Below are 13,281 nucleotides of genomic sequence, written 5' to 3'. Positions count from 1 at the left end.
CCTTGACAGTCAACTTATACAAATATTTGGTCGACAAAAAATCGAAGTTAATTGTATTAACAGGTTGAATAATCGGCAGATTTACATATCAAAGAAGCGAAATATAAACTTCAGAAAATAGTCCCCTGAAATCAATTTTATTTAATAAGAATTAGCTTTTTCGATTCAATAAAATCAGCCGTTTTAAGTCTATAAAAATAAACGCCGCTAGCAAGGCTGGAAGCATTAAACTTAACTTCATATATACCGGCAAGTTTCTCTTCATTGAGCAAATTTGCCACTTCCCTGCCAAGAATATCAAATACTGTTAATTCAACTTTTTGTCGCGAGGGTAATTGAAATCGAATTGTTGTAACCGGATTAAAAGGATTAGGATAATTTTGATAAAGTGAATATGAACTTGGAACTGAAAAATCCTCATCAACACTTGAAATAAGTATGGAATCGATTCCGCCCGCTTCATAATATCTCGCTGCAAATTCCTGCAAATAAAAATTAGCAACTCTATCATTTTTAATTATCAGTGTATTTTCATCATTGCTATTTTCTGCAGAAGATGACCAGTTATGCGATCCGGTAATCACGCTTGCAGGATATCCATAAGGTTCTGCATCAATAATTGCATATTTATGGTGAAGAAGACCATCTGAAAATCCCTTTAATCTTATATCAACACCATTTGATTGAAGGTAACTAAATTGTGAACCAGTATCTGTATTGTTGCTTAAAATTATCCTTGCTTTCTTTCCTTCGTTTTTAACCGATATAACCGAATCAGCAAGATCACGCCTGGTAAATGTTAGTATCGCTCCGTTGACAGATTTTTCAGCATTGCCAATTGCTTTCCCAATTTTTGAAGTTGTGAAGTCGCTAGGACTGAAATAACTAGTTATTCTGTTTCCATTTATGATGAATGTATGCGGAGTGTTATTTACTTTCCTCAGGCTAAATTTCGAATATTGAGGATCCGGAACTTCATTATTACTTCCCCACATTTCATTGAATTCAACGGTGTAAGCACCTGCAAGAGCAACGTCCTGAATCTCAATCAGATTTTGTCTGTCATCATTAGTTCCGGGATCAGTTGGATTCCAGGAACCAGTAATTACCCACACACTATCTGCTGCGCCATTGCGGTAATCAATAATAAAAAATTTATTATGATGTAATCCGCCGCCATCATTGCTTCCGAATCTGTCATTGATATATGCGATTCCATTATTCACCAAAAACTGATATGATGTCGAGTTCCTTGTATCATATTCACCAATTACACGAACACTGACGCCGCGATTTTTTGCATTTAATATTGCGCTCGCAAGATTATCACCAACCGATCCGCTTAAACTATAAAGTGCAACGTCAAGAGAGCGTTTTGCATTATTAATCCGTTCCACTACACGAGAAAGGAAATCCACATTCTGATTTGCGTTTACTCCAGATGATACACCAAAATAAACATTCTTGTTAAAGTAAACATTTATTTCACCGGTGGTTGGGAAATCAGAACTTGTACTCGATATAATATTACCTGAAAAACTTGTATCCGAGTTTGCAACTGAGAATGCTTGTAAATTATAGATGGTTGCTGTCTGTAATCCATCAACAGTTATATTGTGAAAAGTTCGCAAGCTGTCATCAACTTCAATTATACCTAGTTCATAATTTGTTGTAAGTCCATAACGAACTCTGGATGTTCCGGGATTAATTGTTTTCCAATTGAGCGTAATTGAACCCGGAGTTAAATAAGTTTCTTCAGGAAATTCTTCGAACAAAGGTCCGCTGGAGATAATGTCAGTTAACATTCTAGGCATTACCTGGTAACCTCCGATAAATGGTAAAGAGGTTTTATACTGGCTTAATACACCAACTACATCAAATCTGCCTGCGGGAGCAACTGACCCGATGATATTGGTATTGTTATCAATTCGAATCTGCACAGTATCAGCAGAACTTGATCCGGTCAATCGATAATTTTTATATGCCCAGTTAGAAACGGGTGTACCATTTAACTCAGTTACTAAAACTCCGTTTAAGCGAACAAATCTTCCCTCAAAATTTTCCAATCCGCCCTGACCATCATGTGCCAGATCATATGGTGTTGCAATTATTGGATCCACGTTATTTCCGGAACTGATTATTTCGTGCAGCTGTGGAAATTCAAGCTGGTTCAATCCATTGAATTGGGTTATTGTACCGGAGACAAATACTTCATCTCCAATTTGAACAGAGTCGGAAAAAATTGAGCCGAAGATGGATATGCCAGCACTATTATCCTGAATATAACTTGGGCTTCCAAACTGATTTGCTACAGTAACGATCCCTCTTATTGAAACTAAATCACCATAATACAGTGCTATTCCTGAAGTATCGTTTTCTTTTGCCTGAGCGATTGGAATAGGTGCACCATAAACAGTCAGAATTGGTGAAGGATTCACATCGTCGATAACTGATCCGATTCCAGATTGAAATTTAAACTTATATTTTCCTGTGAAAGTCGGAGTAGTAACATCCTGAATAGTAATCGAAACAGAATCATTCAAAAAAACTACGTTTGAGAAATTTATTGTATCAGCTTGAACCGAGACTGAAGCTGTGAAATTTTCAATTACAATTTGAGCAGGATTCTGTGACCAGGTAAATTCTTCTGGAAAAATAATTTTTAAAGCATCAACATTGTACTGTATGTCCCTTTTGTACATAAATTTTAAATTGAGATTGGTACTTCCTGATGCGACTAACGGATCGAGATAGACAACACCTGAACCTTCCGGTTTAGCTCTTAGTGAAAGTATCCATGCAATATTGTTTGCTGTATTACCAGTACCCATTGTCGGGGCTCCATTCATCGCCCAGTTAGCAGCAACTAGTATTTCTGGTAAGCTATCCTCTTTAAAGTAAACTGAAGTATTGCTCGATGAAGTACCTGTCAAATGAACTTTCGGCTGAGGTAAACTGCTTAGATTTGCTGAACCCCACGACACACCAAAAATGTGAGTCTGTGAAGTGTTCCGTATTTGAACTGCTTCTGAACTGCCTGCAATTAAAAATACATTTCCTGAAAACATGATTGCGTTGCTTGATTTAACGACAAGCAAAAAATCGCTTGGATCCAAATCCTCGCCGAAAGCATTTTCTGGTCTGGCGACAATAATTATTGTTCCCTTTTTAAGATTGCTCCAAAGTGAATTGTTGGAAAAAACCAAAGGCTGCTGTGGTGAGCCACTACTGCTGAAATCTCTTATATCCCAATTTCTTAAGTCAAGGCTATCTTCCACTACAAGGAGTTCAAGCCATTCATCATTTCCACCGGAGTTGTAAAGCTCGTTGATTATGATTGGTTGACTATAAACATAAGAAGTAACAAAAAATATAAGGGCAAGTAAAAACTTTTTCATAAGAAATTTCTCAAATGATAATTATTTAATAAGCGTCATTTTTTTTGACAAACTGAATTTGGGTGTCGACAATCGATAAAAATAAATTCCACTTGGAAGATCCCCAGCATTAAATTCTACTTCATAATACCCGGGAGACTTCTTTTCATTAACTACTTTTGCTACTTCTCTTCCCATAATATCGTACAGAAAAGATTTACCTGCTGATCTTCACCGGATGCAGTTGGCGGAATAGTAAATGAAATCTTTGTAGATGGATTAAACGGATTGGGATAATTTTGATATAAATTAAAAGTAAGCAATGAAGGATCGATATTGGTTTCAACATCATTTACAACACCAAAATCAAATTCAGCAACTACAGGCAGATGATCAGAAACATCGTGTAGTGCAAATGCAATTTGCTCGGAGATTGGATATGGAGGGTTAACAATCTGCTGGTTGAAATGTTGTCCATCATTTCCATACGCCCAATATGTTCCGTCCACATAATCCACACCACCGAAACTCTTTAATGATTGAGAGACAAGAATAAAATCAAATCTATCGTCCAAACCTCCTGTTGATCCTCCATCAGTTAATTGAACTGTCCTTGTTGATTGAGTATGAACGTCAGCAAAATTTGAATTTGCATGCCAATTACCATATCTATTTACCGGATCAAGAAAATAGCCGGGACTTGTTTGATCAAGTAACCTAATGTAAGCTGGTTCGCTGGCTCTATATAAATTAAAATCACCAACAACAATAAAATTTGTTCCCGGAGAAAGCTGATCAGTATTAATTCTTAATCTTGCAACTTCCTGTTCTCTCGTGGCTTCATCACTTGGTGTATCTCCAGCTTTAAAATGAGCCACATATATAATAAGAATATCCTGAGTAAAATTATGTTGAAGAACATACCTCGTTATATATCTTGGTGTGTTGGTAATAATATTTGAAGATAAAAGAGTTAGAAGCGAATCTTTATAAAAGAGTGCGTTATCAGTATCAGGTCCATCAAAAAAGGTAGCTGCTTTAAATGAATTTCCAAGAACATCACTCAGAAACAAATTAACTCCATACTGTGAAAGAATTTCCTGGACAGCAATTATATCCGGTTTTGCTTCATTAAATATCTCTTGATACTTGGTATTCTTTGTTGCTGAAAAATTTGGATAATTGAGAATATTATAGGTAAGTATTTTCACCCTATCCTGAGGAAAAATCGCTGTGATAAGCAACAGTAAAGACACGGCAAAAGTGGTGATTAATTTTTTCATATCTGATTATTGTTCGGTGGATAAAATAAATCTTACTATTCTGTTATTACCTGTGTCGGCAACGTAAAGTGTTTTATCGAAGAAAGCAACACCATGAGGTTCATTAAATGAATCATTGCTGAAAGTTCCAAATGACTGAAGTTCATCTCCGAAGGAATTAAATTTATAAATACTGTCTCTATCTGCATCAGCAATGAAAATATTTCGGCTTTGGTCAACAGCAGAGCCTTCCGGTCTTGAAAATTTGTTGGGTATCATAAATGATACTGAGTTGGGCGAAAAATTGCTTAAATACCGCTGATCAATTGGAGTAATAACATATTCTAACCATTGAGCTTTAAAACTATTTTCACCTGTAAGCGTGACTATCATATCAATTGTCTGATCATTAAATGATGTAAGGGAACTTATATCAAATGCCGATACAAGACCTTGTCCCAAAGGATCGATATTAGGTACTCTTCCGATGAGTGTATCTTCATCGCTAGGTATTCCTAACAATTTCTTTGGACTGAAAATTAAAATTGAATTATCCGGATCAACAAAGCTTGTGTTGTTCGGTCCTTTTCGAGAGATATAAAAAGTGTTATTGTAAAAAGCACAAGTTCCAGTGTATTCGACCAATGGCCTATTTAAATCTGCAGGTCTTGGCAAGAGTTTTTTTATAGGTGCACTCCCTATTTGATGAGATGAGGCAACAAGATCAATTTTATATACAGCACTAAAAGTCTGACTTTGCCCACCTACAATTGTATCGAACTGTGCACATACAATTAAGTTAAGTTTATAATCCTGAGCTAGAGCAACCGGTCGTTTGATTGTTCGTGCTCCCAACACATCTCCATTAAGATTGAGCATTACAATGCGATCGTTATCTGTGTCTGCAACATAAATGAAAGGTTCTCTTCCAACCATAATGTCCTGTGGTCTACTAAATCCTCCCCAAACAGGCTTAAGCTGAATGTAAACAGTATCTCCTCCAATATTTATATTACCATCTCCTGTGTCTATGTCTGTGAGATCAAACTTCTCGGCACAACTTGCAAAGATCAATATAAATTGCAGTATTAAAAGGAGTTGTATGATTTTAAGAAATTTCATTATAGTCCAAGCATAATTGAAAATCTGTGCGCTGAACCTAATCTCTGAAAATTAGTAAACGCATAATCAAGTGTAAATTCTGCGATACTTATTGGCACATTTAATCCAAGTCCGAATGAATAGTTTTGTTCATCGACATTAAATTTATAACCAGCGCGGAGGAATAACATTTTCTGCCAGGCGTACTCTGCTCCGGTTACAACATTTTCGCTGTTATCATTAGGATGATTTAATTGAATGGATGTGGTCACCCGATGTTCATCGGATTCATATGGTTCAAAAGCAAAGCCAACTCTGAAAATTGTCGGTGGTGCAAAAGACTGCCACTCTGAATTTGTTCTGTTTCCGATTAATATAACTTCACCATCCGGAGCCAACTCAGCCCCGAAATTAGAAACTGTAACAGCAAAACGAGTTGAGCCCAAGCCGGTTCTGTAGTAGGTTCCTAAATCAATCATTACGCCACGCATTTTTAATTTATCGAGAGTTTCTTCAACATATTTAACTGTACCGCCAAAGCTGAATTGCTCAGTCATTTTTCTTGCATAAGATAGAGACACTGCAATATCGCTGTATCCAAAATATTCTCCTGTTCCAAACGGTGCGAATTCTGTGGTTACCGGCATATCATCCATAGTGACCGCTGTTAATGAAGCTCCGAATGAATTATCACCGTCCAAATGATAAACTACTCCAATAAAATCATGATTTATATCTGCAACCCAGATATTATGCGAGATAATTAGTTGATTTTTATTGAACTGCGCTAATCCCGCAGGATTCCAGTAAAGTGCAGAAGCATCATCAGAAATCGCAATAAAAGATTCACCAAGTGCTGCAGCTCTTCCGCCAACACCAATCTTTAAAAATTGTGCTGTAGATATTCCCGCTCTCTGGTCACCAAGCACAGGAAATAACTGAGCGAACATTATATCGTTCAGAATAATTATCGAAAGAAGTATGTAAAACAAATTTTTCATTTAGAAAGTAAAAGTCACTCCAAATTTAAAATTACGCTTGGTAAGGTATCTTGCCGGATTAAGCGGATATGGTGATATTGGCGCTTGTAAGTCCGGATACCTCGGATCATTCCAACTGCTTGGTACATCATCACCGTATTCATACGCTCTTCCTGTCACCGGGTTAATTATTGTTGAATTTTCATTATCAAGAAGATTATTCACTTCAAGAAAAACTGAAAAACTTAATCCACTCAGATCAAAATATTTTTCGAAATTTAGATCAACGTAAAACCAATCATCTGCAATTTCTGAGTAACGTTCTCCTTGAACAAACTCATATTCTTTTCTGCCCTGCTGATCCACAGAACCGGTGAATACTGCCGGTGTATATCTTTTACCTGATTGGAAGAATCCTCTTACATACAAACTCCAGTTATCCAATATTTCTTCAGCGAATCCAAAAGTGCCTTTTGCAGCAAAAAAGTTCATAGATAATGATGCAGTAATTGGTCTGTCCCATGATAGATATTCTTCTCTAATTGATTCTTCGAGATCACCACGAGCTATTAATACTCCCTCTTCAGATGATGAGCTTTTACCGGTTACAATTGAATATGCAAATGATGCCTGACCATTAAACCATCTGCCGATTCTTTTTCTAAATTCAACTTCCAAACCTCTGCTGCGTGCATAATCTGTATTGACATATGTTATAAAACTTTCTGCGGCTAATCGTGCGGATGTTATTTTTGCTGTTCGTGTACTCACGTAATCGAATATATCTTTATAATATGCAGTTACGGTCAAGACATCATCAGGAGTGAATTGCGTCTTTAATCCTAGTTCATAAGCGACTGTTGTCTCCGGATCAAGATTTGGATTACCAAATTTCTGGAAAGATGATTGAGCACTGACCGGATTGAGCTTTGCATAAACAAACTGAGGCTTTGGCCATTTGCTGAAATGTCCGTAAGAAAAGAACAGAGTTTGAAAATCAGATACAGGATGAGAAATTCCAAGACGTGGACTTAGTCTCGCTTTAAATCTTCGATCACCAAACCATCCATATGAATCCTCATAATAACCATCTCTGATTTCATCAGGTATTGTGATTACATTAGTATCTGCGACTGCATCATCGACATATTTTCCCGGGAACCAATAATCAAGTCGCAAACCGAAGTTAAGAATCATCCCACCAAAGTTTATGTTATCCTGTGCATAAAAGGAACCAAGTGCAGGATATACTGTGTAAATATCGTTATTCAAACCAAGCTCACCGATCCATGGTTTATAAATGTCAACCACCTGCATTTGCTGAAATTGCATATTGAATCCAGCTTTGAACTTATTCATTTCATCGAAGAAACTTGTGAGATCGCCCCGCAATGAAAACTCTTCAAGAAAATGATCGTGCCATGTAAAGGGATTTCCAACATCCCAGAATCCATCACCGGGAATCACTCCTACAGTATCGCGGTTTTCATTAAAGTATTCAATCGGAAAGTTTACGATATCTTTCGGTTCATTGTATAAGCTGTAATAAAGACCGTTTGCATCACCCCTGAGATTTGTAAAAAAGTAATTTGCTTTGACTTCATAATAAGTACGTGAGTTCAATGTATGAGTGACACTGAAATTATGATAAATATTATTATGCGTGAATGTATTCGCATTATCAAGCAGATATTGAAATGTGTATTGATAACCGGGAGATGGTTCAACATACTCAAGGTTTGACTGTAGTGATTGAGAATTTTGATTAATGTTTACCGATTGATTAAATGAATAATTGAACTTTAAAGTTGGAGAATAAAGATAGGACAATTTTGCGAGCCAGAACCAGCTGTTCTCTTCTCGCGGTGCGAATCTGCTTCCTCCAAAAGTTGACGAGAGTAGTTGATCAGCAGTTACTTTATTATATCCCTGTGTTATTCCATCACTTATTCCACCATAAAAATTAGTGAAGAATGTAAGCTCACCGGGAATATTGACACCAAGTACAGGCAGTAAAAAAGAAGTTATTGGTTCAGGTCCACTTATATTTGCTTCAAGCACATCTATATTAAAAACATGATATGATGAAGTATTGCCAAAGTTATCTCGTTTATACGTCAAGGCACCACTATATTTTTCACTTCCCTCTTTTGTTTTTACGTTTACTATTCCTGAAGTTGCTTGACCATACTCAGCATTAAATCCACCTGTGATTACTTCAACTTCTTCAATTGATGAAGCGCTTAGCTGAAGTCCGAAACCTGTACCTGCAATCGGATCCTGCACCGAAACACCGTCTAATAAAAATGCATTTTCATAGGTTCTTCCACCTCGAATATGAACTTCGTTTGAATTGTTAACTACTACTCCTGACTGCTGCGAGACTATATTCTGTACATTCTCTACAATAAGCTGGTCAATCTCTTCTCTCGAAATGCTTCTTTTACTTTGGGTTTCTTCAACGTCCATAAGAGGTTTTTCACCAATTACAACAACATCCTGCTCAAGAGTCAATACTGTTTCTTCTAGTTTTACATCAAGTCTTGTAGTTTTGTTCGATTCAATCTTTGTTCCTGTGAACTGGTATGTTTTGTAACCGATCAAAGAAATATCAACGTTGTAAGTTCCGACAGGTATTGCTGTAATGGTAAAATTTCCATTTATATCAGTTGCAGCACCGAAATAAGTTCCCTTTAAAAGAATATTAACACCAGGTAACCCTTCACCTGTTGCTGCGTCGGTAACGTTTCCGGAGAGTGTTCCGGTTTGCTGAGCATAATTGACTATCGTTAGCAGAAAAAATAGAAGTAAAAATTTCTTCATCTTGTTATTCCAAAATCATCAAAGAATACTTTTTGAAGAAGTGCTTTTACATTTCCAGTCCCATTACATTTATCGAGAGGCAGTGCAATAAAAAATTCAGTCAATTCAATATTTGTGAAACCTGCAAATCCCGGTAGTTCTCCGTTTGGATAATAGTAAATAGGATTTGCAGCAAGTTCACTCAGGTAGAATGATTTTACTCTGAATACATTTATTGTCAACTTTAAATACGGATATGAAGGATTAGTAGTATCAGAAGCAATCACAGTATTTGGTAAAAGTGATATTTTTTGTCCAATACTATCTGAAATAATCGGAATAAAACTTTGCAGTTCAACAGGATCAACAGTTTGAGGAAATTGCATTGAGAAAGCAACTTTACCACCCTGACTTAAATATTTTTGAGTTGAGAACGATGCTAAATCTATTGAAGGATTATTATCTGTATACCAAAATAAATAATCGAACAATTTAATTGTTTCTAGGAAAGTTACATTTTTAAATGGCGGTTCTTGCGATTTTACATCGTAAACATCATAGCTTCCTGATAATCCAATACTGTCAAACATAGCAGTATAAAATGATGCAGCATTGTCCAAAGTTGCATAATCATCAATCACAAGAAAATTACTGACTGGTTTCTTCACAAACCAAAAATCATCAGGATCATCTTCCGGCAATCTGATAAACTCTGACTTTGCACCGGAAATATCTTCTGCCTGCACGTAGAAATAATTTAAGTTATCGAATATTAGTCCGGGCAGTTTTTCAGGATGAATATTATTCTCCTGTCCTTCAATCAATATTTCCATTAATGGATTTGAAGAACCAAATTCATTTGTACGTAATGTTACTGTTCTTACACTTCCATCGATAGAAATAATGTTATCAGGATTTGTAGTATCGTTTAATGCAATGTTTATTTTTAAGATTGATTCAACTCCATCAATGTCATCGGCGATCCATCCGAAAGACATTACAGGAAATGAGGTATCAGGGACAAAACTTAATTCATTCCATTGAATTGTCGGTGCAGAATTTTTTAACGGGAAGAAAAATTCGGCTGGTGATGGATCAATCAAGCCAAGATCAAAATAGTGTTCATTACTGTCCCAGACACCATTACTATTTTTATCGATGAACGGTTCTGGCCCATAGTTTATATTATTCTGGAAAATCTGTTGATCATATTTTCCATTACCTTCGGCATCAACTGCCACAACATTGAATCTGAAGGTAGTATCTGTGGCACCAATCTTAAGTGAAAACAAACTATCGTTGCTTGTAGTAAACTGCCAGGACTCGTCATTCCATTTAAAGTAAAACCCGGCTATTAAACCGTCAGGATCATCACCCCACCAGCTTACTAATAATCTCGTCTGTTGTGGAATAATCACACTGTCGGGATAGAGTGATACACTCGTCTCAGGAGGTTGATTCTTATTTTTAACTCCAACTATTTCCTCCTTGCAAGAAAGGAACAGTGAAGAAATAGTTATGAAAAATATTATTAGTAAAAATTTACTATTGGACATTGTCTACTTATTCAAAAGAAGAACCATCTTCAGAAGAAGATGGTTCTTTAATATATTATTTTATTAACATCATCTTTTTAACATCAACAAAGTTTTGATCGTTATCTCCCAAGGATGAAGCGGTCAGCCTGTAAAAATAAATTCCTGATGGAAGATCGCGAGCATCAAAAGTTAGATTATAATTGCCAATCGATTGAATCTGGTTATCAACAAGCACTTTAACTTCCTGGCCAAGAATGTTGAAAACGCTCAATCTGACATTCGACTCAAATGGCAATGAGAAATTTATCTTGGTAGATGGATTGAACGGGTTCGGATAATTTTGTGAAAGTCCATACTGCGTTGGGATCGTCCCATCAGTTTCTACACTTACAGGATTATACCCGATGAAATCGTTATTGTTTCTTGGAACAAGCTTATAGTTTCCAAAAGAGTAATATAGAACTCCCTGCAATGCATCGAATGTGCTACCAGTCTTCACATAGTAAAGTCGCGTTGGATCGGAAAGATTATGATAATCATGATTTCCGTCCTCGAGCTCAACGCGGGTATCTGTGCTTCCATCGCTAACGTACATCTCACCAAAGTTGCTCGGAAAATCAGCATTTTCATTTGTTACTGTAACATTATTATATCTGATTAATACACTTTCCCATTGTTCTTTTTGAATCTGACCGAGTCCACCTGTTCCGATTGTGGTGGTTTGTAAGACCTCAGGTGTTGGCAAAGGATTACCTGAAGAGATAACCTGAACACTGGTTATACTGTCGATTCTAGTAACGTTGAATGTTGGCGTTACAGCTTCATCCCAAACGAGACCGTTAACTGTAACTAACTGTCCTTTTTGGAATCCGCGAATTGTACTTCCGTTTGTTCCTCTTGTTCCAACCTGAATTCCACTCCAGGGGCCCTGTCCATTCTGCATATAAATTCTTAGTGCAAATGTTGGAGTACAGTCACTTGTGTCTGCAGTAACAACACCAGTTAATGGTACACGGTAACCATTATATCCGCTCACATCTGTACCAAATGGACTGTACTGAACATCCTGGATAGTTACATTTCTATTAAGAACAAGATAGAAGTACTGAACATTATTTATATTTGATGGTAAGGTTGAAGTATTACCTTGATTATCTTTTGACCAGATGTAATAATCAACTATAGCTGAATCACTATTAACTCCGGGAATAACACCTGAATAACTGTTTCCAGTCCCATGGGTCATGTTTACAGCAGTATAGTTTCCGCCATCAACGCGATAATAAAGTCTTACTGAATCTACACTTCCATCATCAGTTACATTAGCAGTTAGTGTAACCGACTGGTTTGTAAGTACCTGAGGTAAACTTCTTCTTAAAGAACTAATCGATGGAGGTGTTACTGCAATTTCCATATCATTAGGATACATCGGACCAATATAATACCCGGTTGTTCTTGTTTGTATAACTCCTCTAATATAACTTAAAACAGTACCGTCTACTGGTGGCTGATATGTGGTAAGACCTGTTAATCGATGGCCTCGCAGAGTAAAATATCCTGATTGATCAAACATAAACATATAATTTCCCTGACCATCGTTTATTCTGAAGGTACCTGTACTCGCATTTCTATCACTCGTTACGACATTCCTGATGATTACATATTGACCTTCATATTTTTCAGCCAGCGGATTCAAAACACCACCAGACATAAAATCTGAAATCTCAAGTTCAATCGGGTCTGGTCTTTTTGGTAATTGTTGGATAATACTTACAGGAGTAACAGGCGATATTAGTACTTCACCTTGTGTCGTAGTATTGAATTCATTCACTGTCAATGTAATTTCCACAACTTGTGCCGTATCAATTAAATCGAAAAAAGTTCCCTGGTATTGAGCAGAAGTATCCATCTGTAAAACATTGATTCCATCAAATTGATCATGAACCTGGCCATCAGGATCATAAAGATAAGTCACCCATCTTGCACCTGACCACATAATTGGTCTTCTGTCATTTTGAGGATTAACTAATGGGCTAACCATAACAATTCCCTTAACTTTAACTTGCTGTCCATTCAACGGTGAAGGTTGATCACCAATGTTTATAAGTACAGAATCCGGCAGATATTGAATATCTTCAACTGTAACACTAGTCTGAGAGAATAGGCTACTATTGATGTATAACAACATCAGCAAAAGAAAAAATATAAATGATTTCATTTT

At 36.6% G+C, this 13,281-nt stretch carries 8 protein-coding genes; all 8 read right to left on the bottom strand.

Features of this window, described 5'->3' with window-relative positions; genetic code table 11:
* Window positions 1-137: 137 nt before the first annotated feature.
* The 8 genes from IPM14_16990 to IPM14_16955 are packed head-to-tail and all read right to left on the bottom strand — an operon-like array spanning window position 138 to window position 13,278.
* On the bottom strand, window positions 138-3,398 hold the full coding sequence (locus IPM14_16990; protein MBK9099764.1) for a T9SS type A sorting domain-containing protein: 3,261 nt from the start codon (window positions 3,396-3,398) through the stop codon (window positions 138-140).
* Between the two features lie 21 nt (window positions 3,399-3,419).
* Window positions 3,420-3,575, bottom strand: a complete 156-nt coding sequence (locus IPM14_16985) for a hypothetical protein (GenBank protein MBK9099763.1) — start codon at window positions 3,573-3,575, stop codon at window positions 3,420-3,422.
* The gene (locus tag IPM14_16980) at window positions 3,560-4,660 is read right to left on the bottom strand and encodes an endonuclease/exonuclease/phosphatase family protein (protein MBK9099762.1); all 1,101 of its coding nucleotides are present in this window, start codon (window positions 4,658-4,660) and stop codon (window positions 3,560-3,562) included. Before IPM14_16980 ends, IPM14_16985 begins: the two co-directional genes overlap by 16 nt.
* A 6-nt stretch (window positions 4,661-4,666) precedes the next feature.
* Window positions 4,667-5,713 (bottom strand): hypothetical protein, encoded by a 1,047-nt coding sequence (locus IPM14_16975; protein ID MBK9099761.1) that lies wholly within the window; start codon window positions 5,711-5,713, stop codon window positions 4,667-4,669.
* A gap of 47 nt (window positions 5,714-5,760) precedes the next feature.
* Entirely contained in the window at window positions 5,761-6,741 is a 981-nt protein-coding gene (locus tag IPM14_16970; protein MBK9099760.1) for a PorV/PorQ family protein, read from the bottom strand.
* Window positions 6,742-9,543, bottom strand: a complete 2,802-nt coding sequence (locus IPM14_16965; GenBank protein ID MBK9099759.1) for a TonB-dependent receptor — start codon at window positions 9,541-9,543, stop codon at window positions 6,742-6,744.
* Window positions 9,540-11,078, bottom strand: a complete 1,539-nt coding sequence (locus IPM14_16960) for a hypothetical protein (protein MBK9099758.1) — start codon at window positions 11,076-11,078, stop codon at window positions 9,540-9,542. Before IPM14_16960 ends, IPM14_16965 begins: the two co-directional genes overlap by 4 nt.
* 55 nt (window positions 11,079-11,133) lie before the next feature.
* Window positions 11,134-13,278, bottom strand: coding sequence for a T9SS type A sorting domain-containing protein (locus IPM14_16955; GenBank protein MBK9099757.1), 2,145 nt, complete (start codon window positions 13,276-13,278; stop codon window positions 11,134-11,136).
* Window positions 13,279-13,281 lie beyond the last annotated feature (3 nt).

It is taken from the genome of bacterium, assembly GCA_016716565.1.
GTDB lineage: Bacteria > Bacteroidota > Ignavibacteria > Ignavibacteriales > Ignavibacteriaceae > IGN2.
This window is presented reverse-complemented; position numbering and strand designations above follow the sequence as displayed.